This is a genomic window from Zhongshania borealis (genome assembly GCF_039539625.1).
GTDB lineage: Bacteria > Pseudomonadota > Gammaproteobacteria > Pseudomonadales > Spongiibacteraceae > Spongiibacter > Spongiibacter borealis.
Genome location: NZ_BAABDM010000001.1, coordinates 1,021,889 through 1,042,323, shown reverse-complemented (window position 1 = coordinate 1,042,323; position 20,435 = coordinate 1,021,889). Strand labels below are relative to the sequence as shown.

Genomic DNA, 20,435 nt, shown 5'->3' with positions numbered 1-20,435 from the left:
TTTAGCTTTCCTGCCGATAGTTCTTTGGAATAAGGATGGTGTCTTCAGCTTTTTCTAAGGTTTCTGGGTAGTCTTGGGTGAAATGCAGACCGCGACTCTCTTTTCGCTCTAAGGCTGAGCGGATAATCAGTTCGGCAACAACCGCTAAATTGCGTAGCTCCAGCAAATCATTACTCACTTTATAATTGGAGTAGTACTCGTCGATTTCTTGCTGGAGGAGGGCCGCACGGTTTAATGCCCGCTGGAGGCGCTTGTTGGTGCGAACGATTCCCACGTAGTCCCACATAAAGCGGCGCAACTCATCCCAGTTGTGTGAAATCACAACGTCCTCGTCTGAGTCGGTGACTTGTGATTCGTCCCAGGGCGCTGCTATTTCAGGCTCGGGCAAGTTGTCGAGTAGGCCTTGGATGTCATTTGCCGCTGAGGTGCCGTAGACAAAGCACTCCAGCAGCGAGTTACTTGCTAGGCGATTTGCGCCGTGCAGGCCGGTGAAGGACGTCTCGCCGATGGCGTAGAGCGCGGGAATATCGGTGCGTCCTGTTTGATCAACCATGACGCCACCGCAGGTGTAGTGGGCGGCGGGAACGACTGGAATTGGTTCGCGGCTAATATCAATCCCGAGTTCTAAGCAGCGCGCTTTAATAGTTGGGAAGTGCTCTAGTAAAAATTCTGAGGACTTGTGGCTAATGTCGAGGTAGACGCAGTCGCTACCTAGGCGTTTCATCTCGTGGTCTATAGCGCGCGCCACTACGTCGCGGGGAGCTAGCTCACCGCGTTCGTCGTAACGAAACATAAAACGCTCGCCATTGGCGGAAAGTAATTTTCCGCCTTCTCCGCGTATGGCCTCGGTAATAAGAAATGATTTTGCCTTGGGGTGGTAAAGGCAGGTTGGGTGAAACTGATTGAACTCCATATTGGCGACCCGGCAGCCCGCGCGCCAGGCCATTGCAATGCCGTCGCCGCTGGCGCCGTCTGGGTTGCTGGTATAGAGATAGGCCTTGTTGGCGCCGCCAGTGGCTAATACCACGACTTTAGCGTGGAACAATCCGACGTGGCCGCTGTCTCTATTGAGCACATAGGCCCCGTGGCAGCGATTATTGCGCACCACAAGGTCGACAGCGACGTGACCAGTGAAAATTTCAATGTTTGGATTTTCGATGGCGCGCTGGGTTAGGGTTTCTGAGACTGCGCGGCCCGTGGCATCTGCGGCGTGAATGATTCGGCGCTGACTGTGACCGCCTTCTCGGGTAAGGTGGAAAGTGTCGCTGTGTTGTTCAAAACGACTGAATTGCACGCCCTGCGACAGCAGCCATTTAATGCTGTCGCTGCTATTTTGAACGGTAAAGCGCACGCTGTCTTCGTGACAGAGTTGGGCTCCAGCGATGAGGGTATCGTTTACATGCGCCTCAACGGTGTCGCTATCGTGGAGTACGGCGGCAATGCCGCCTTGCGCCCAATAGGTTGATCCTCCGTTGAGCTCGCCTTTGCAAATTACTGCAATGCGGGCATTGGCGGCGAGGTGTAAGGCCAGAGTGAGACCCGCAGCGCCGCTGCCTACCACCAGAACATCGTGTGAATGGTAATGGTTCATACCCGGTATTTGCTCCTGCCACTGTGCAGCTATATTATGCCGCTCGGGATGTAAATTCGCGCAAAGTATACTGATACACCGCCGCCTTACCAATATTTGCCTGCAGCTTGGCCGCATAAAAAGGCTTAACTGCCAAAAAGGGATACGATGACAGAACTTCTTTTGACCACCACGGTCTACTCAACAGATGCTGCCGAAGGGCTGACGGTGAGCAAATATGGCCCAGCCTAAAGAAACGGATCAGCAGCTGGTTGAACGAGTGCAAAAAGGCGATAAACGCGCTTTTGACCTACTTGTATTGAAATACCAGCATAAGATTTTCGGTTTGATCTCACGCTATGTGAAGGATAACGACGAGATACAGGATGTCGCCCAAGAAGCCTTTGTGAAAGCGTATCGTGCGCTGCCAAAATTTCGTGGAGACAGTGCTTTTTATACTTGGTTGTACCGGATTGCCATTAACACGGCGAAAAACTATCTGGTTGCGCGCAATCGCCGCCCGCCTGGCGTGGATGTCGATGCGGCGGATGCGGAATATTTTGATGGCCCCTCAGCCCTTAAAGATATTGAAACACCTGAAAATCATCTTTTTGGCGAAGAGCTGAAAAAGGTGGTGCAGGATGCGATTAAGGCACTACCTGAAGATTTACGCTCTGCCTTGAGCTTACGTGAGTTTGACGGCCTGAGTTATGAAGATATTGCATCGGTCATGGACTGCCCGGTGGGTACGGTTCGGTCGCGAATATTTCGTGCCCGTGAGGCATTGGACATGCGAATTAAGGCCCAGATTGGTGGCGAAGAGGTGGGAATATGAGCGATATCGTTAGAGAGTCACTGTCAGCATTGATGGATGGTGAAACCAACGAACTTGAACTGCGGCGGATTCTTAGTGCGGATCCCGATAAAATTCGCGCCGAGTGGGCGGAATTACATCGCAGCCAGGATCTTTTAAAAGGCAATGATCAGCGCTTTGCGGGGTGGGATATTTCGTCGCGAGTGATGGCTGAGATTGCAGATGATCAGCCCGCGGCTAATACAGCCAGCTGGAAACAAGTGTTCTCTGGTTTAGCGATTGCGGCGAGCGTAGCTACTGTCGTAGTGGTAGGGGCGATGGGCAGCAACATGTTCAGCGGCGCGACGCCAAAGCTTGCCGATAATAACGGGCTTAGTGGTCGAGTTTATCCTGCTCAAGCAAGTGCGGCAGTTGGTGGTGTTGCTGTTAGCGCCCAGGCCCAAGGCTCTCCCGCGGGCCCTTTGCTTAAGGACGATGCTGAAGCGCGTAAGCGTTTTGAAGCCTATTTGCGCAAACATACTGACCGTGCAGCGTTTAATAATGGTCAAGGCATGGTTTCGTATGCGCGGGTTGTGTCTCAGGAGTCCAAGTAGCGTGAGATTGCGGCTTGCCATTGTTGCGATGAGTTTAATGTTTGGCAGTGCCTACACCTTGAGCTCGGAGTCCGAGGCGAAAAGTCTTGAACCCAGCGTTGACGTAGGCAGTGATTTACTTAACAAGATGACGCACAGTCATCGCGAGTTGAATTACCGGGCAATAGTTAGTTACCAAGTGGGTGATCAGCTTAGTAGCTATAGGATTACCCATACAGTTCGAGACGGAAAAGAATTCGAGTCCCTCGAGTCTTTGGACGGTAGCCATCAAGATTTGGTCTACCACGGCCACGATGTTACATGTGTTCATCCCGGTCCCCAGTTAATCCGTTTATTTGGCGGTGAAGAGGAGCAGGGGTTTTACCGCTATTATGATATTGATGTTAAAGGTGCCGCCAGGGTAGCTGGTAGAGACGCGATAACATTGATGATACGCCCTCGAGATGTCTATCGTTTAGGTTATAAGCTGTCACTGGATAAAGAGACCGGATTGCTACTGCGGTCGGATATTGTGAATCAGCAGGGCAAGGTTCTTGAGCGGTTTCAGTACGTCATGTTAAATCTAGATATTTCTGCAGACGAAGCAGTGGTTGAAGACGCGAAGGAGGTGCAGCATCGCGCTGCCAAGTCGGGTGATAAGGCAGCGCTGGCGACGTCACGTACTTGGCGGCCAAATTGGATACCCGCAGGATTCACCTTGGCGCAATCTGAAAACAATGATGAAGCTGGTATGACCTATACTGACGGCTTGGCGGTGATGTCCGTCTTTGTTGAGCCCTTAATTCCACTCGAAAATGGCGGTTCTTCGGCAATTGTGGAGGGCGGGATGCGGCGCGGTGCCTCAGTGAGCTACACCGTTGCCTTTCCAGAACACGGCAGTTTTGCGACGGTAGTCGGTGAAGTGCCGATGTTAACAGCCAAACAGGTCGCGAAATCCCTGAGCTGGGCCGCGCAGTGATTACGGAAACTGGTCGCGTGGTTGGCATCGATGCGGATGCCCTGTGGGTTGAAACCATTCAACGCAGTACGTGCAGCAGTTGCAGCGCCCAAAAGGGTTGTGGACAAGGGTTGATGAACAAGGCCTTTGATGGACGGCGCAATCAGTTGCGGGTGATGTTGCAAAATCAGTCCCCCGAGGATTTTCAGCTCGACGATCAAGTGGATATCGCAATTCCAGAGCGCGCTTTGGTTGGCGGGGCGATGTTAGTCTATCTGCTACCGTTGGTGACTATGTTGGTCGCAATGGCAACTGTTAGTCAGTTTTTTACTGGCGATATTGCGGCGGCCGCTGGCGCTTTATTTGGATTTATAGCAGGCTTGGCGGTATTGCGGGTACATGCACAATTAAATCGTAATAATCCGGCATATCAGCCTAAGGTCTTGGCGAAATCTGCCTCGTCGCAACCGCAAGCGGTTTCTGTATTTGATTCCCCCCATTCAGTTTGAGTCTATTCATAGCTTAGACCCCCAGCTTTGCGCTACAATCGCGCCCCTGAATTTCCTTCATTTTTGTTGCCCTGAGGTATAAAGCGAGCGTGCCTAGTCTCGATTTGATTCGTAATTTTTCTATTATTGCCCATATTGACCACGGTAAATCGACCTTAGCGGATCGTTTTATACAGACCTGTGGCGGTTTGACTGCGCGTGAGATGTCCGCGCAGGTCCTCGATTCTATGGATATTGAGCGGGAGCGGGGCATTACGATTAAAGCCCAGTCGGTTACCCTCAATTATTTGGCTGATGACGGTAAAACCTACCAGCTGAACTTCATTGATACGCCCGGTCACGTCGATTTTTCCTACGAAGTATCGCGGTCGCTCGCTGCTTGCGAAGGTGCTCTGTTGGTTGTTGATGCGGCGCAGGGCGTGGAAGCGCAGTCAGTGGCCAACTGTTACACGGCGATTGAACAGGGGCTAGAAGTCCTACCAATTCTGAATAAGATGGACTTGCCACAGGCTGACCCAGACAAGGTAAAGCATGAAATAGAAGAAATTATCGGTGTCGACGCCTCCGAGGCTGTTGCGGTGTCGGCTAAGTCCGGTATGGGTATTCATGAGGCGCTTGAGCACCTCGTTGCTAAAATTCCGCCGCCAGATGGCGATATCGATGCTCCTCTTCAGGCCTTGATCATTGATTCTTGGTTCGACAACTATCAAGGGGTTGTTTCTCTCGTTCGGGTGAAGCATGGCACGCTTAAGCGCGGCGATAAGATCATCAGCAAAACCTTGGGCAAACCACAAATAGTAGATGTTGTTGGTATTTTTACGCCAAAGCAGACGTCAACAGGTGTTCTCAAGGCGGGTGAAGTTGGTTTTATCATCGCTGGCATTAAAGATATTCACGGCGCGCCAGTGGGGGATACCTTTACCCACGCTTCGACGCCGAACGTACCAGCACTGCCGGGCTTCAAAAAAGTAAAGCCGCAGGTCTATGCTGGTCTATTTACGGTTTCGACCGAAGATTACGAAGATTTTCGCGATGCGCTCAGTAAATTAACGCTAAACGATGCGTCTTTGTTTTATGAGCCCGAGAGCTCAGATGCATTGGGTTTTGGGTTCCGCTGCGGTTTCCTCGGCACTTTGCATATGGAAATCATTCAAGAGCGTCTTGAGCGGGAATACGATTTAGACCTGATTACCACTGCCCCGACCGTTATCTATGAAGTGCTAAAGAAAAATGGCCAGATCGTGATGGTCGATAACCCCTCATCTATGCCAGATCCGGGTGAGCTCGAGGAGACTCGCGAGCCGATTGCACGAGTGAATATTCTTGTGCCGCAAGAGCATTTAGGTAATGTTATTAGCCTTTGCGCATCAAAACGCGGTGTTCAGAAAGATATGCAGTTTTTGGGGCAGCAGGTATCACTCAATTGGGAAATTCCAATGAGTGAGGTTGTACTCGACTTTTTTGACCGTTTAAAATCGGTTAGTCGTGGTTTTGCATCGCTAGATTATAGTTTTGAGCGTTTTGAGGCTGCAAACTTAGTCAAGCTGGATGTTTTGATTAACGGCGATCGGGTCGATGCCTTGGCCATGATTGTGCATCGTGATATTGCGCAGAGTCGCGGTCGAGCGCTCGTTGAAAAAATGCAGGAATTGATTCCACGGCAAATGTTTGATGTTGCAATTCAGGCTGCGATTGGCGGTCAAGTTATTGCTAGGCAAACTGTTAAAGCCCTGCGTAAAAACGTGACAGCTAAATGTTACGGTGGCGATGTGTCACGGAAACGCAAGCTGTTGGAAAAACAAAAAGCGGGTAAAAAACGCATGAAGCAGGTGGGTAATGTTGAAATCCCACAGTCGGCGTTTTTAGCTGTGCTCAATATTGATGGTTAAAGGAAAATAGCCGCATGGTAAATCTAATTCTAATCTCTGTTGCGGCGCTATCTTTAGTCGTATGGTTGTTTCAAGAAGTCAAAGGGCGTCGCCAGATGCAACAAGCTTTGCAGTGGTGCTCGGAAAAGCGTACTGCAAACGATGCAGGGAGCTTGCGTCAACAAGCTCTGCCGGGCTGGCTGGAGTGGACCTATCGCATCGTCCTGCTGGGCTGGTTTGCTTGGATAGCTAGTGTAGTATTAATTAAAGATGGTGATTTTGCCTTGGCATTGGTGGTACTGACGATTATCGCCGGCATTATTGGTGGGCTAGATCGTTTTGTCTTTGAAAAAGCCCGTCAGGCATTTGTTAGTACTGGTAACGTTGCGGTCTACATCACCTATTTTATTAAACAAGACCAAGAGTCACTGAAAAACGAGTTTGCCGGCGCCTTGCCGATTGCTGAAAACGCCCGTTCATTTTTTCCGGTGCTACTGGTTGTATTGGTATTGCGCTCGTTTGTGATCGAGCCCTTTCAAATACCTTCTGCGTCGATGGTGCCAAGTTTGGAGGTAGGCGATTACATCCTAGTTAATAAATTCAATTATGGATTGCGATTGCCGGTGCTGGGTACCAAGATTTTTGAAGTCGATGATCCAAAGCGTGGCGATGTTATGGTGTTTTTTCCGCCCAATGATAAACGCTACTTTATAAAGCGGGTAATTGGCTTGCCCGGCGATGAAATTCGCTATATCAACAAACAGCTCTATATTAATGATGAACTAGTGCAGCAAACCGTATTGGCTGAAGTGCCTCCGCTACAGCCAATTACTCAAGTGATAAAAGAGCAATTGGGTAATGTTGACCATTTAGTGCACCACGATAAGCGAATTTATCGCGGCGACTTTGTAACCACTGTTAAGCCCGGTCATTATTTTATGATGGGCGATAATCGCGACAATAGCAGCGACAGTCGGGTGTGGGGGCAAGTCCCAGAGCAAAATATAGTTGGGCAAGCCTTTGCTATTTGGATGCATTGGGAGTCATTCAGCGATTTGCCGAGTTTTAGTCGCGTGGGTCGTATCCGTTAATTACAGGAAAAAACAATGAAATCAAAACAGCAAGGTATGAGTATGCTCGCCGCCCTGTGTGTCTTGGGTGTGATCTTGTTTTTTGCCACACTGGCAGTACGTTTGGCGCCTATTTATCTCGATTATTGGACGCTTAGCCGTATTATCACCGATATCGCTGAAGAGGATCGCACGACTGACGCGACGCCGGGTTCAGTCAGAAAAGAGCTGTCTAGTCGATTTATTACTAATCGGATCGAGTCAGTCAACCTGAAGGACATTAAAATTAGCACCGATAAAAAAGGCATTATTATTGATGCACGACATGAGAAGCGAGTGCCAATAATGTTTAATGTTGATGCAGTGGTGCATTTTGATGACGCGCAGTTTCTTGTGCCCCGGATTTGATATTGGCTAGTTTAGACGAAGTTTGCCAGAAAATTGGCTATAGTTTTAAGGATAGCTCGCTGCTGACGATGGCGATGACCCATCGCAGCTATAGTGCCGTTAACAATGAACGCGTCGAGTTTTTAGGCGATTCGTTGCTCAATATGATCATTGCGGAAGCTTTATATCTGCGCTTTCCAGATGTTGACGAGGGTGATCTCAGTCGAATTCGGTCGTTACTCGTTAGCGGTAAAACACTGGCTGCGGTTGCAGCGGAGTTTGAGTTAGGGCGTTATTTACGCCTTGGAGCGGGAGAAAAAAATAGTGGCGGTCAGCGCCGGGCATCAACCCTGGCGGATGTTGTCGAGGCTCTCATTGGCGCAATTTATTTAGAATCGGGTTTTGATGTTTGTCGCGAGCGCGTATTAGCGTGGTTTGCCCCGAGATTAGAAACCTTAGATTTAGAATCCAGTCACAAAGACCCTAAAACCCGCCTTCAAGAGTTATTGCAGGGGCGCAAGCAGCCTTTACCTGATTACCAGCTAGTAGAAACCGTTGGTGCGGATCATCAGCAGACCTTCGTCGTGTCTTGCTCCATTAGTTTATTAACGTCGGCTGTGTCTGCCTCTGGTAGTAGTCGTCGCAAAGCAGAACAAGCCGCCGCCGAACGGGTGTTGTTGGCATTAAAGGAAATAGAATGAGCACGAGCACGAGCGGAGAAGATACACCAATGAGCGCGCAGCGCTGTGGCTTTGTAGCTATTATTGGGCGTCCTAATGTCGGCAAATCAACCTTGCTGAATCATATTCTTGGTCAAAAGCTGAGTATAACCTCGCGCAAGCCGCAAACAACGCGCCACCAGGTTTTAGGGATCAAGACCGAAGATGAGGTCCAAGCTATTTATGTCGATACTCCAGGGATGCATCTCAAAGAAGAGAAGGCCTTGAATCGCTACATGAATAAAACGGCGAGCGCGGCGATCAAAGATGTTGATTTAATTTTATTCTTGGTTGATCGCGATCGTTGGACTGACGATGATGAAATGGTGTTGAGAATATTGGAGAACGCCCGTAGTCCGGTTGTGCTGGTTATTAATAAGGTTGATCGGCTCGATGATAAAGGCCAATTGCTGCCGTTAATTACGGAGTTGCAAGCCAAGTACAAATTTGCTGATGTGGTACCCGTGTCTGCTTTACAGGGACACAATCGCGAAGAGCTGGAAAAAGTAATAGCGCGTTTCTTGCCTGAAAACCCTCATATGTACCCAGAAGATCAGATCACGAATCGCAGTGAACGGTTTTTGGCAGCGGAGCTGGTACGAGAGAAAATTATGCGTCAGCTTGGGGAAGAGATCCCCTACTCAATGACCGTGGAGATTGAGGAGTTTACCGAGTCACCGCGTTTATTGGAGATCAGTGCTTTGATTTTGGTCGAGCGTGATGGCCAGAAAAAAATCATCATTGGAGAGGGCGGGAGTCGCTTACGTCAAATTGGAACTGAGGCCCGTAAGGATATGGAGCGCGCATTCGATAACAAGGTTATGTTGCGGCTGTGGGTTAAAGTTAAGTCAGGTTGGTCCGACGATGAACGCGCCTTACGCAGCCTAGGTTACACCGATATAAATTTGAAATAAAAGATGAATCGCATCGATGGCGAAGCATGTTTTGTTCTGCATACTCGTCCGTATCGTGATACCAGCGCGCTGATCGATTTGTTCAGTCCAAATTACGGACGCTTTACCTGTGTTGCTAAAGGTTTACGGGGTGCAGGCAAGTCTAGGCAGTCTTGGCGGGCAGCGCTGCAGGCGTTTAATTTAGTGTCTGCGAGCTGGCAGGGCCGCGGTGAGCTGAAATCCCTTCTCGATGTGCAGCATCAAATGAATTACAGCTTGGCGGGTAGGGCGCTATTCTGCGGGCTTTATGTTAACGAACTACTTGAGCGGTTATTGCTTCAGCATGAGCCGCAGTCTGATATATTCGTTTTGTACACCCGATGTTTAACTAACTTAGCCGCTAACGCTCAGCTTGAAGAAAATTTGCGGCGTTTTGAATTTGGCTTGCTCGAGCAGCTTGGTTACGGTCTGAATTTCTCCTACTGCAATCGTTCGGGTTTAGCGATAAATCCAGAGGGTTACTATTTTTTTCACGCCGATGATGGTCTCGTGCTTGCCGATGAGGGGTTCGTCGGGCAGTGTTTTAGCGGAAAAATGTTATTGCAATTGGCAAACGGGGATTTTAGCGAAGGCGCTCTGTTCGTTGCTAAACAACTAAGTAGATTGGCGCTGGGTGGCCTGCTGGGTAATAAACCACTGCGTAGTAGAGCCTTATTCGCGCCTAGCGCTCAAATACCACGCTGAGTTCGTGCTTGTCTTGCCAGTTTAAAAGCTCGTCGATGGCGGCGACTAAATTCTGTAGCGGATTTTTAATATCCTGCCCCTCGTTAAGGGCTTTTTCTAGCCCTAGTACGCGATGATGTAAGATCGGCGTGCCTGTATAGCAACACGCCCCTTTGAGACTGTGATTGATTTCCGCAATAACGTCGAGATCATTCTTAGGCATTGCTGAAAGCAAGGTTCTTTTGTGTTCAGCTAAATTTTCCAGAAGCATTCTGAGCATATCGGCAGCGAGAGCAGGGCGGCCTTTGCTTAGCTTCAAACATTGGGCTATATCGACGGGCCGGGGTTCGTGGGTAATATTTGACTCGGCAAGATAATTGAGCAGTAATTCGTTTAATTGATGTTCAGTAATGGGCTTGCTGAGGTAATCATTAATGCCTGCCTCCCTCAGTTGTATGGGATTTTCTGGGGCCAAATAAGCTGAAAGTGCAATTATTGGTGTTTCGCGATTTAGGCCCTGGGCGCGTATTTGGCGACTGGTTTCTATACCGTCCATTTTCGGCATTTGAATATCCATAAAGATAAGATCAAAGCATTGCGCTTGGCAGTAACTGAGGGCTTCACTGCCGTCGTTGGCAGAGGTCGTGGCGACTCCGAGGTCGCTTAAGAAGCTATTCAATATATGTAGATTCGATGGGTTGTCATCGACGGCTAAGATATGGACATCGTGATACATTGGTATCTTTTGGCGCGATATGGCCTTGGTTTCCTTGTTGAGTGCGTCGAATAATTTGATATGAGAGATGGGCTTGCTTAGATAACAATGATGATCACTTTCATCTTGGTCGTGGGTGTACGGGCTAAGAATAATCGCAGGTCGGTTCAAGCGAGTGATGAAATTTGACGCCGCTTCATCGTGTTTGTCTACGCAAATAACAAGGTAATCGGCGTCGGTTTGTAATTGATCAATCTCGGCATAATGGTGAACCTGTAATCCCCAGCTATCGAATAGCATTTTAAGCGAGTTTGCGTGCAGCTGACTGGGGTCGTAGAGGACCAGTGTTTTGTTTTTTCTTGCGGAGAAATCTCGTAATTTGATAGCGTTGTTGACGCGAGTGAAATTAATGGTAAACCAAAATGTGGTGCCGCTGGCGGGTTCGCTTTCTACACCGATTTCGCCACCCATTTGTTCAATTAAGCCTTTAACAATAACGAGTCCTAACCCGGTACCACCATACTGTCTGGTTATAGAGGCGTCTGCTTGGCCAAAATCCTTGAATATTTTCTTTTGTTGCTCTTTGGATAAACCTATTCCGGTATCGCTAATCTGGACGGTGACAGCGGTGCGGTGTTCGTCGAAATCATTCCCTTGAACATTGACTAATATATGGCCAGCCTGGGTGAATTTAATGGCGTTATTAATAAGATTAGTCAGAATTTGCTTTAAACGTAATGCGTCCGAAAGGACGGTTTCGGGGCTGCCTTCCTGAATCGTGAGAATTAACTCCAGTGATTTCTCGGTGGCGCCGGGAGCGAGAATTTGTAGGGTGTCTTCTATTATTTCGCGGAGATTGACTGGGGCGTTATCAAGAACGAGTTTGCCTGCTTCGAGCTTAGAGAAATCTAATATGTCGTTAATGATGGTTAACAGACTATTGGCAGAACTATTAATAGTTTCAATGGCTTCGCGTTGCCGAAGTTCCAACTCTGATTTCAGTAATATATTGCTAAAGCCGATAATGCCGTTGAGCGGTGTGCGGATTTCGTGGCTGGTGTTGGCTAAGAACTCGGATTTGATTCTGCTGGCATTTAGGGCTTCCCGGCGCGCGAGATCCAGCTCTATATTTTGAACTTCGACGGTTTCCAGTGTCTCACGTAGGTCAGTATTACTTTGTTCAATATTGCGCCGCAAATCTTGAAGTTCGTTTTGCTGTGCGTGATTAAGGAGGTTCAGCTCTTCGGCGATTTCGCCAAATTCGTCGTTACCGGGGATGTGGGCGTGGAAGTTTTTAGCGCCAGTGGCCATAAGCCTCACGGCTTGGCGCAGGGTGTTTAGATCTCGAGTTAAGAGTTGGTTTATGTGGCTGCAAAGTAAAACGCAAATGATCGTTGAGCAAATTAAAAACACCGTGCCGATTAGCAGGGTCTGGTATTGCTGGATTTCAAGCTCCTGCCAATTAAATTGCATCGCTACCCAGCCAAGTGGCGCGGAATTACGGGTGGCCAAGTGGTAAATTGGCTGCAGTATAAATACACCGGCGGTGTTGAACTCCAGTTGCGTTATTGCACTACCTTTGTTGATTTTCTCGCTGATTAAGTTTGATCGTGGACCCGCTTGGGCAATGCTGCGGAGTTCGGCATTGTAAATACCCACCGCGCGCACTGCAGGCTCTTCTAGCGCAGCCGTTGCAATTTGCTGTAATGAGTCGCCGTGATCGGATTCCAGCATATGCTCGGCAATAATCGCTAGGTGTTCAATCGAGGTTTTTGCGCGTTCAGTCATCATGCTGCGCAATTCTTTTATCTGACTGTACATTAGGTAGGTACTGAGGCCGAGCGATAGCGTCAGTATGGGCAGCAGGCCCATAATTAAGATAAGTTTTCGGATTCCTAAGCGCCTAGGCATTGCTTGGTGGAGCCTTCTGGGGTTGGAGTGGTATTATCATGACCGAAAAATACGACCGCTGCTATTATTGTGCAGAGAAACCCGTGCTGCAACGACCTAATCGGTAATGTGTGCTAAAGCTGGCTTACTAAAGTAGTAGCCAATGGTATTTAGAGGTTTAAATCCCCGTTATGAAAGAGTTTCCAACGATTGATCAGTACATTGGTAATACCCCGCTAGTGCGCCTGCAGCGTCTTCCGGGTAATACGACCAATACGATTTTGGTAAAGCTCGAAGGTAACAATCCGGCGGGCTCTGTTAAGGATCGCCCGGCTATCAGCATGATAGAGCATGCTGAGCAGCGGGGTGATATTGCCCCTGGCGACACCTTGATCGAGGCGACCAGCGGAAATACTGGAATTGCGCTGGCAATGGCTGCCGCTATCAAGGGCTATAAGATGATTCTGATTATGCCCAGTCACATGAGTGCGGAGCGTAAACTTGCTATGGCAGCCTATGGCGCTAGTTTAGTTGAGGTCTCCCAGACTTCCGGCATGGAAGGTGCTAGGGATTTAGCGCTGGAAATGCAAGCTGCGGGCAAGGGTAAGGTGCTGGACCAATTCTCTAACAGCGACAACCCGCAGGCGCACTATGACAGTACGGGGCCGGAAATCTGGCAGCAAACCGATGGCCGTATTAGTCATTTCGTCAGCTCCATGGGCACCACGGGCACGATAATGGGCGTATCTCGCTACTTAAAAGAGAAGAATCCAAATATTGAAGTGATTGGATTACAGCCCGACGGCTGCTCAAGTATTCCCGGTATTCGCCGCTGGCCTGAGGCCTACTTACCCAGTATTTATGATGCCGCGCGGGTTGATCGCGTGATAGATATGGATCAGTCGGCAGCGGAAACCACAATGCGTGCACTTGCGGCTCAAGAGGGTATTTTTTGTGGCGTTTCGTCTGGAGGTGCGGTCGCTGGCGCCCTCCGTATTAGTGAAACTCTTGAGAATGCGGTCATTGTTGCCATTATCTGCGATCGTGGCGACCGCTATTTATCAACGGGTGTTTTTGATGCCGCCCTTGGCGGTTAATAGAAGTGCCTCGTATGCCGGAACTGAATTGGTAGGAATCCATGGTTAAAGTAAGGGAAGATTTTCCGCTCCTAGATAACGGCAGAGTGGATGTTGAGAGCTGGATAGCTCGACTGTCGATTAATGATCAGGTGATTGATCGCAAGGGATTGCAGCGGGCACTGGCCGTGGCTGAACAATGCGCGGCGCTACCTGCGCTCACGCAAACACCGCAAGTACAGGGTATGAGCGGTTTTTATACGGCGTTGGAAATGGTCGAGATACTTGCCGATTTGCATCTTGATCAAGATAGTTTGATAGCGGCAACGTTGTTTCGCGCAGTACGTGAAAGTCGCCTTACCTTAACAACGATAGAGCGAGACTTCGGTAGTTCAGTTGCGAAACTGGTTGATGGCGTGCTTGGCATGGCGGCAATTTCACGCGTCAATGCCGAGTTGGATGCGCCGGTTCTTGGGCAATCTGAAGCGCAAAGTGAAACGATTCGAAAAATGCTGGTCGCACTAGTTGACGATGTGCGCGTAGCATTAATTAAACTTGCTGAGCGGACATCGGCTATTCGCGCGGTAAAAGATCGGCCCGACAAGCGCTATCGGGTTGCCCGTGAGGTGGCCGATATCTATGCGCCATTGGCTCACCGCCTTGGTATTGGTCATATCAAGTGGGAGCTGGAGGATCTGTCTTTCCGGTATTTACAGCCCTTAGCCTATAAAAAAATTGCTAAGCTCCTTGATGAAAAACGTTTGGATCGGCAGACCTTCATTGATCATGCGATAGGTACACTAGAAACAGCGTTGAAAGCGGACAATATTCAAGCGGATATTGCTGGCCGGGCGAAACATATCTATAGCATTTGGCGGAAAATGCAGCGCAAAGGTATTGGCTTTTCGCAGGTATATGATATTCGGGCGGTGCGTGTTCTTGTTCCGGATACCAAGTCTTGTTACGCGGCATTAGGGGTAGTACACGGGCTTTGGCGCAATATACCCAATGAGTTTGACGATTATATTGCCAACCCCAAGGAAAATGGGTACCGCTCGCTGCATACGGCCGTCATTGGTCCAGATGGGAAGGTGTTGGAGATACAGATCCGCACCCGCTCAATGCATGAAGAAGCTGAGTTTGGCGTGTGCTCCCACTGGATGTATAAGGGCACAGACAAAAATGCGAAAAGCAGTAATAGCTATGATGAAAAAATAGCTTGGCTGCGCCAGGTCTTAGATTGGCATGAAGAGAGCGGCAGTAGCAGCGATGTCGCCGAGCAATTTACCCATACACAAGATCGGGTTTACGTCTTTACCCCAGACGGCCACGTGGTCAATTTACAGAACGGTGCGACACCACTGGATTTTGCCTACCATATTCACACTGAGGTCGGGAACTGCTGTCGTGGCGCGAAGGTTAATGGGCGGATCGTTCCGCTCACTTATACATTAAAAACCGGTGAGCGCGTTGAGATACTAACGGGCAAGGACAGTGAACCGCGTCGTGATTGGTTACAAAACAATTTAGGCTACCTCAAAACTTCGCGGGCGAGAACTAAGGTCCAGCATTGGTTTCGATTGCAGGCGAAGGAAGATAATATTATTGCCGGTCGCGCCTTACTTGATAAAGAATTCAAGCGCTTAGCCCTCAATAGTATCGACTACAAATACCTCGCTGATCAGATGCATTGCGCCAGTGTTGACGATATGTACGCGTCAGTTGGCGCGGGAGAGATAAGCACCTTTCAGTTGATAAAAGCCGCGCATAATTTGACTGGCCGCGAGGACGGTACCGCGCAATCTGTCCTTAGATTACGAGCCCCAAGCGCCAAAAACGGCGATGGAAATCAAATTCGTATTAGTGGCGTTGGTAATCTGATGACGTATTTTGCACGCTGTTGTAAGCCCCTGCCAGGCGAGGCGATTGCGGGTTACATCACGGTAGGGCGCGGCGTAAGCGTCCATTTGCAAGATTGTAATAAGTTATTGCAGCTGCAAAGTGTTGAGCCTCAGCGCATTATCGCAGTGGATTGGGCGGACGATCAGATAGAAACCTATCCGGTTGATATTGAATTGGAAGCGTATGATCGTCAGGGCCTACTACGTGATATCACTCAGCAACTCGCAACCGAGAAAGTCAATGTGATTTCAATGAGTACGGTAACGGATACTGCGAATCACATGGCGACCATGAATATTCGCTTGGAAATTCGCGATCTTGCGACCTTGTCGGACCTGTTTAATCGCCTGAATGGCCTGCCAAATGTCGTGGCAGTTCGTCGTATACGGGAGAATTAGACGTGCAATACACACTTAGCGACTTGCAGTATTTAATGCGCCGTTTACGGGATCCTCAAACGGGCTGCCCGTGGGATCTAAAACAGACATTTAAGAGCGTTGTTCCGCATACCTTAGAAGAGGTCTATGAGTTGGTCGACGCCATAGAGCAGGGCGATAGCGATCAAATACGCCAAGAATTGGGCGATGTTTTATTTCAGATTATTTTTTACAGTCAGCTCGCGGCTGAGTCTGGGCAGTTTAGCTTTGCTGACGTGGCAAATGACATTGTAGAAAAGTTGCTGCGACGCCACCCGCATGTATTTCCTAGTGGTGAGCTGCGCTCTGAGCGCGCACTTGACGCACCTTCTGAAGTTTCGATTAAGGCGCGTTGGGAAGGAATAAAGCAGCAGGAGCGCGACCAGAAATCTCAACTTAGTGCCATGGATGACGTGCCGCGGGCGCTGCCGGCACTGACGCGAGCGGCTAAAATGCAAAAGCGAGCTGCGCAACAAGGCTTCGATTGGGCGGAGTTGAAACAGGTTATTAGCGCATTTAAAGCTGAGATTGCAGAGTTGGAAGATGCGATGGCTTTGGCTGATTCGGCCGCGATAGAAGATGAAATGGGGGATGTGATATTTTCTGTGGTCAATGTTGCTAGGCACTTGAACTTGGACCCCGAAGCGGTAACACGCGGCGCCTGTGAGAAATTTGAGCGCCGATTCCGATTCGTCGAACAGCGTTGCCGTGAAACTGGTGTGTCGGCTGGGAAGGGCGAGCAGAATTCGCAAATGGAATTGTTTTGGAATGAGGCTAAAGCTGCAGGTCTTTAAGTGCACAAGACCTGCTTGTCGCCAGTTAGTGGTTTTCTTGGTGCCGATAGCGATTTAGATGCTTTTCTGTCAGTGAAAGGTAGCGCGGGGTCGGGCCTACATCCTCGTACAAGGGGTCGCCTTGTTCATCTGTAGCAACTATTTTGGTGCCTTGCCGATAGGGCATCACGCTTTCCATCTCATCAAGCGATGCACTCAATAAGTCGGTGATTAACTCCTCTATATTGCGACGCGGGAAAAGCTCAGTCAGAGCATTTAACCTAGCGGCGTCTTTTATGGGTAAGCGAACTTCATAGCAGTCGGTCGTGAGTGCACCGCTGGAGGTTTCTTCCCAAAGTGATAACAATTCTCGTACTTTCATAATGCGATACCTGTCATCTTGGGGCGGAACAGGGACTGGCCGCCCATAAATAAAGAATACCTATCAGTATGGCTTTTTTGCTAACATTATCAATGTGAATACTATCTCTTATCGTTTGGGAACTCTTTTTGGCCCCAAGCGCGTAATGCGTCCTATATCATCCGACATCTTGCGTTATTGCGAATTGCCTGCCAAAGCGGCTGGTTTGGGCGCAAAAGAGCTTGACTGTGGCATGTCGCAATTTGCGTGTCTTACAAGGCTTAAGCCGAGTGTTTTTAGCGTTTTAAAGTCTCGTCCTTTAGTCGTAGAGGCGCCATAAGTCTTGTGTGACGGCCGATTGCTGTGTATCGTTGTGCGCTTTTGCTGCGGCGGCCCCTACGGCGCAGGCTATAAATTGTAATTATTGGGGAGTTTCCCGCTATGCGCGTTATATTATTGGGCCCGCCAGGGGCTGGTAAAGGTACTCAGGCACAGTTTATTTCCGAGAAATTTGCCATTCCGCAAATTTCTACCGGTGACATGCTTCGTTCGGCCGTTAAAGCCGGTAGCCCGCTGGGCTTGCAGGTTAAAGAGGTGATGGCATCCGGTGGTCTAGTGTCCGATGAAATTATCATCGCACTGGTAAAGGAACGGATCACTGAAGCGGACTGCCAAAATGGCTTTCTGTTTGATGGCTTTCCGCGGACTATTCCGCAAGCTGAGGCCTTAATTACGGCCGGTGTGACAATCGACAATGTACTCGAAATCGCGGTTGCCGATGAGGAAATCGTAACGCGTATGAGTGGTCGTCGTAGTCACGAGGGATCTGGACGGACGTATCACCTTGTTTATAATCCGCCTAAGCAGGAAGGTTTAGACGATATTACGGGTGAAAAGCTTGTTCAGCGCGAAGACGATCAAGAAGACACTGTTCGTAACCGCCTTAATATCTATCACGAGCAAACCAAGCCCTTGGTAGCCTTTTATAGCGGGCTCACAGGTAGTGATGCACCCAAGTACTCTCGTGTTGAGGGTGTAGGTGCGGTAGAGGAGATCACTCGCAAGGTTTTGGCTGCGTTAGAAGCTTAAAACTGCAGTTCGATCAAAAAAAGGGCGCCCTAGGGCGCCCTTTTTTATTATCATTAGTTCTTCGACTTTTTTAACATCTTGTCGCCATTGTCAATAAAGGTACGCGTATGAAGTCTGGGATCATATTTGTAAATTTGGGTACGCCAGCCGCCCCGAATACTTCTGGGGTTCGACAGTTTTTAAAGCAATTTCTATCCGATCGCAGAGTGGTCGAAGTGCCACGCTTGCTCTGGTTGTGCATTCTCTATGGCATTATTTTGCCATTTCGCTCGCCACGAGTTGCGAAGGCATATCAGCAAATTTGGATGAACGACACCTCGCCTTTACGGTATTTCTCTCAGCGCCTCGTCGATGGTGTCGCGAGTCAAGTCGCGGAGCGTTACCCCAATCAAGAAATTGAACTTCGACTAGCCATGAGTTATGGGAGCGTTTCTATTTCAGATACGGTTGATGAATTATTGGCGGCAGGGTGTGAGCGGCTATTTTTCTTACCACTTTTTCCGCAGTATTCAGCGACGACAACCGCAGCGGTTCATGACGAAATAAGCCGGGTATTTTCTCGGCGTAGGGATATTCCGCAGTGGTCATGGTTGCGTAATTATCATAATCATCCTGGTTATATTGAAGCTTTGGCAGAGAGTGTTCAGCAGTATTGGGATGAAAACGGTCGGGGCGAACGATTACTTCTCTCATTCCATGGAATACCGAAACGTAATGTGGACTTAGGCGACCCTTATCAGCGGCATTGTGAAGAGACCGCGCAAGCACTTGCAACAAAGTTAGGCTTGGGTGACGAAGAATGGCAGCTCAGTTATCAATCTCGTTTAGGCAAGGCCGAATGGTTACAGCCTTATACCGATAAAACGGTGATTGGCTTGGCAACTTCTGGAGTCAAAAAACTCGATGTTTTGTGCCCAGCATTTGCAGTTGAATGCTTGGAAACCATTGAGGAAATTGACGGGGAAGTTCATGAATATTTCACTGAAAACGGCGGTGAAGAATTTCGTTATATCCCATGCCTAAATGACAGCGAGGTGCATCAAAATTTGATGTTTTTACTTTCGCGAAGCTTTATTGAAGAAAAAACGCATTTATTTTCGTAAAAAAGTAAGAATATGTACGTAATTCAACGACTTTTTTTTGCGTTGGTTATTTTATGTGCTATTTTTAACACAATTAAATCAGCATCGTCGACGCCAAGGAGAATAAATGATGCCAGCAGCTAAAAAAGCACGTGCGAAAGCAGCCCCTGCTAAACGTAAACCTAGAAGTAAAAACGCCGCATTAACAAACCCACTCGTAGTGAAAGCTGAAGAGGGTTTGAAAAAGGTTGAGGCCTTAGTTGCCAAAGAGCGTGCGGCGCTTGCTGCTGCGAAAACTAAGATTGATGCAGCTCGAGCTAAAGCGAAAAAAACAGCCCGTGCAGCTGATAAAAATGCGGTTAAGCGTGCGGTAGCTGCTGCTGAAAAAGTAAATGCCAAGCTGAAAGCAGTGCGCGCTAAAGTTGCTGCTAGCAAAACTGATCTTGCCAATGTTAAAGCGGTTGCTAGAATTAAAGCGTCTGAGTCTGCGATTACACAAAAAGTAACCGAGCGTTCAACTGCCCTTAGTAAAAAAGCCGATGCGGATCTTGCTAAAGCGGTTAAATTATTTGAGCAGCGCTTTAAAAAGAAACGCGCCGCAGCGAATAAAGCCAAGATAGCTTTGATTGAGAAAAAATTGTTGGCCAAGCACAAGCAAGCGGTGAAACAGTTAAACGCTAAAATTAGTGGCGCGAAGAAAGCCGTGGCTAAAAAAGCACCTGCTAAGACTACTGGGGCCAAAGCGGCGCCAGCAGCTAAGAAAGTTGCATCTAAAGCGCCAGCGAAGAAAGTCGCGGCAAAGAAAGTGGTTGCTAAAAAGGCAGTAGCTAAAAAAGCGCCAGCGGCTAAGAAAGCTGCCGTTAAAAAACCAGCAGTTAAGAAAGTTGCTGCGAAAAAAGCGCCAGCTGCCAAGAAAGCGGCAGTGAAAAAAGCGCCAGCAGCTAAAAAGCCACGTGTAAAACGTGCGCCAGCTAAAGCTGCCGCGGCACCTGTTGCAGCGCCTGCGGCGACATCGACGTCAACTGAACCTACTAGCAATTAATTTCTA

19 protein-coding genes are annotated in these 20,435 nt (G+C 48.8%); 16 read left to right on the top strand and 3 right to left on the bottom strand.

Features of this window, described 5'->3' with window-relative positions; genetic code table 11:
• Position 1: 1 nt before the first annotated feature.
• Positions 2–1,591 carry an L-aspartate oxidase gene (gene nadB / locus ABD836_RS04915; RefSeq protein WP_344932928.1) on the bottom strand — a complete coding sequence of 530 codons (1,590 nt, stop codon included), beginning with the start codon at positions 1,589–1,591 and terminating at the stop codon, positions 2–4.
• A gap of 217 nt (positions 1,592–1,808) precedes the next feature.
• Here nadB and rpoE point away from each other — a divergent pair, with 217 nt between their 5' ends.
• From rpoE to recO, 10 genes are all read left to right on the top strand, one after another.
• Complete coding sequence (gene rpoE / locus ABD836_RS04910) at positions 1,809–2,405, top strand: RNA polymerase sigma factor RpoE (RefSeq protein WP_344932926.1); 597 nt, start codon at positions 1,809–1,811, stop codon at positions 2,403–2,405.
• Entirely contained in the window at positions 2,402–2,977 is a 576-nt protein-coding gene (locus ABD836_RS04905; RefSeq protein ID WP_344932924.1) for a sigma-E factor negative regulatory protein, read from the top strand. The genes rpoE and ABD836_RS04905 overlap by 4 nt, the downstream gene beginning before the upstream one ends.
• A gap of 1 nt (position 2,978) precedes the next feature.
• Positions 2,979–3,935: a MucB/RseB C-terminal domain-containing protein gene (locus ABD836_RS04900; protein WP_344932922.1), complete on the top strand. Its 957-nt coding sequence runs from the start codon at positions 2,979–2,981 to the stop codon at positions 3,933–3,935.
• Positions 3,932–4,423 (top strand): SoxR reducing system RseC family protein, encoded by a 492-nt coding sequence (locus tag ABD836_RS04895; RefSeq protein ID WP_344932919.1) that lies wholly within the window; start codon positions 3,932–3,934, stop codon positions 4,421–4,423. The genes ABD836_RS04900 and ABD836_RS04895 overlap by 4 nt, the downstream gene beginning before the upstream one ends.
• Before the next feature lie 89 nt (positions 4,424–4,512).
• On the top strand, positions 4,513–6,312 hold the full coding sequence (lepA, locus tag ABD836_RS04890; RefSeq protein WP_344932917.1) for a translation elongation factor 4: 1,800 nt from the start codon (positions 4,513–4,515) through the stop codon (positions 6,310–6,312).
• 14 nt (positions 6,313–6,326) lie between these two features.
• A complete protein-coding gene (gene lepB / locus ABD836_RS04885) occupies positions 6,327–7,382 on the top strand; it encodes a signal peptidase I (RefSeq protein ID WP_344932915.1) in 1,056 nt (351 codons plus the stop codon).
• A gap of 15 nt (positions 7,383–7,397) precedes the next feature.
• Positions 7,398–7,769, top strand: a complete 372-nt coding sequence (locus tag ABD836_RS04880; protein WP_344932913.1) for a DUF4845 domain-containing protein — start codon at positions 7,398–7,400, stop codon at positions 7,767–7,769.
• Positions 7,770–7,771: 2 nt separating this feature from the next.
• A complete protein-coding gene (rnc, locus tag ABD836_RS04875; protein WP_344932910.1) occupies positions 7,772–8,449 on the top strand; it encodes a ribonuclease III in 678 nt (225 codons plus the stop codon).
• Between the two features lie 29 nt (positions 8,450–8,478).
• The gene (era, locus tag ABD836_RS04870) at positions 8,479–9,381 is read left to right on the top strand and encodes a GTPase Era (protein WP_425583019.1); all 903 of its coding nucleotides are present in this window, start codon (positions 8,479–8,481) and stop codon (positions 9,379–9,381) included.
• Between the two features lie 3 nt (positions 9,382–9,384).
• Positions 9,385–10,104 carry a DNA repair protein RecO gene (recO, locus tag ABD836_RS04865; RefSeq protein ID WP_344932904.1) on the top strand — a complete coding sequence of 240 codons (720 nt, stop codon included), beginning with the start codon at positions 9,385–9,387 and terminating at the stop codon, positions 10,102–10,104.
• Here the strand turns inward: recO and ABD836_RS04860 are convergent.
• Positions 10,082–12,709: an ATP-binding protein gene (locus ABD836_RS04860; protein ID WP_344932902.1), complete on the bottom strand. Its 2,628-nt coding sequence runs from the start codon at positions 12,707–12,709 to the stop codon at positions 10,082–10,084. The two genes, recO and ABD836_RS04860, sit on opposite strands and share 23 nt — an antisense overlap.
• Positions 12,710–12,879: 170 nt before the next feature.
• Here ABD836_RS04860 and cysM point away from each other — a divergent pair, with 170 nt between their 5' ends.
• The 3 genes from cysM to mazG are packed head-to-tail and all read left to right on the top strand — an operon-like array spanning position 12,880 to position 16,876.
• Positions 12,880–13,785 (top strand): cysteine synthase CysM, encoded by a 906-nt coding sequence (gene cysM, locus ABD836_RS04855; protein WP_344932899.1) that lies wholly within the window; start codon positions 12,880–12,882, stop codon positions 13,783–13,785.
• A gap of 41 nt (positions 13,786–13,826) precedes the next feature.
• Positions 13,827–16,064: a GTP diphosphokinase gene (gene relA, locus ABD836_RS04850; protein WP_344932897.1), complete on the top strand. Its 2,238-nt coding sequence runs from the start codon at positions 13,827–13,829 to the stop codon at positions 16,062–16,064.
• Positions 16,065–16,066: 2 nt separating this feature from the next.
• Entirely contained in the window at positions 16,067–16,876 is an 810-nt protein-coding gene (gene mazG, locus ABD836_RS04845) for a nucleoside triphosphate pyrophosphohydrolase (RefSeq protein ID WP_344932894.1), read from the top strand.
• A 25-nt stretch (positions 16,877–16,901) separates the two neighbouring features.
• Here the strand turns inward: mazG and ABD836_RS04840 are convergent, their stop codons facing one another.
• Positions 16,902–17,237, bottom strand: coding sequence for a type 1 pili tip component (locus tag ABD836_RS04840; RefSeq protein ID WP_344932891.1), 336 nt, complete (start codon positions 17,235–17,237; stop codon positions 16,902–16,904).
• Positions 17,238–17,657: 420 nt separating this feature from the next.
• Between ABD836_RS04840 and adk the strand changes: the two genes are divergently transcribed.
• From adk to ABD836_RS04825, 3 genes are all read left to right on the top strand, one after another.
• Positions 17,658–18,305 carry an adenylate kinase gene (gene adk / locus ABD836_RS04835; RefSeq protein WP_344932889.1) on the top strand — a complete coding sequence of 216 codons (648 nt, stop codon included), beginning with the start codon at positions 17,658–17,660 and terminating at the stop codon, positions 18,303–18,305.
• A 107-nt stretch (positions 18,306–18,412) separates the two neighbouring features.
• Positions 18,413–19,408, top strand: coding sequence for a ferrochelatase (gene hemH, locus ABD836_RS04830; RefSeq protein ID WP_344932886.1), 996 nt, complete (start codon positions 18,413–18,415; stop codon positions 19,406–19,408).
• A 106-nt stretch (positions 19,409–19,514) separates the two neighbouring features.
• On the top strand, positions 19,515–20,429 hold the full coding sequence (locus ABD836_RS04825) for a hypothetical protein (RefSeq protein WP_344932885.1): 915 nt from the start codon (positions 19,515–19,517) through the stop codon (positions 20,427–20,429).
• Positions 20,430–20,435 lie beyond the last annotated feature (6 nt).

What these genes read in the sequence shown, in the direction of transcription:
- nadB (WP_344932928.1), bottom strand. Translation starts at nt 1,591, where the DNA reads ATGAACCATTACCATTCACACGATGTTCTGGTGGTAGGCAGCGGCGCT.
- rpoE (WP_344932926.1), top strand. Translation starts at nt 1,809, where the DNA reads ATGGCCCAGCCTAAAGAAACGGATCAGCAGCTGGTTGAACGAGTGCAA.
- ABD836_RS04905 (WP_344932924.1), top strand. Translation starts at nt 2,402, where the DNA reads ATGAGCGATATCGTTAGAGAGTCACTGTCAGCATTGATGGATGGTGAA.
- lepB (WP_344932915.1), top strand. Translation starts at nt 6,327, where the DNA reads ATGGTAAATCTAATTCTAATCTCTGTTGCGGCGCTATCTTTAGTCGTA.
- ABD836_RS04880 (WP_344932913.1), top strand. Translation starts at nt 7,398, where the DNA reads ATGAAATCAAAACAGCAAGGTATGAGTATGCTCGCCGCCCTGTGTGTC.
- era (WP_425583019.1), top strand. Translation starts at nt 8,479, where the DNA reads ATGAGCGCGCAGCGCTGTGGCTTTGTAGCTATTATTGGGCGTCCTAAT.
- recO (WP_344932904.1), top strand. Translation starts at nt 9,385, where the DNA reads ATGAATCGCATCGATGGCGAAGCATGTTTTGTTCTGCATACTCGTCCG.
- ABD836_RS04860 (WP_344932902.1), bottom strand. Translation starts at nt 12,709, where the DNA reads ATGCCTAGGCGCTTAGGAATCCGAAAACTTATCTTAATTATGGGCCTG.
- cysM (WP_344932899.1), top strand. Translation starts at nt 12,880, where the DNA reads ATGAAAGAGTTTCCAACGATTGATCAGTACATTGGTAATACCCCGCTA.
- relA (WP_344932897.1), top strand. Translation starts at nt 13,827, where the DNA reads ATGGTTAAAGTAAGGGAAGATTTTCCGCTCCTAGATAACGGCAGAGTG.
- ABD836_RS04840 (WP_344932891.1), bottom strand. Translation starts at nt 17,237, where the DNA reads ATGAAAGTACGAGAATTGTTATCACTTTGGGAAGAAACCTCCAGCGGT.
- adk (WP_344932889.1), top strand. Translation starts at nt 17,658, where the DNA reads ATGCGCGTTATATTATTGGGCCCGCCAGGGGCTGGTAAAGGTACTCAG.
- hemH (WP_344932886.1), top strand. Translation starts at nt 18,413, where the DNA reads ATGAAGTCTGGGATCATATTTGTAAATTTGGGTACGCCAGCCGCCCCG.
- ABD836_RS04825 (WP_344932885.1), top strand. Translation starts at nt 19,515, where the DNA reads ATGATGCCAGCAGCTAAAAAAGCACGTGCGAAAGCAGCCCCTGCTAAA.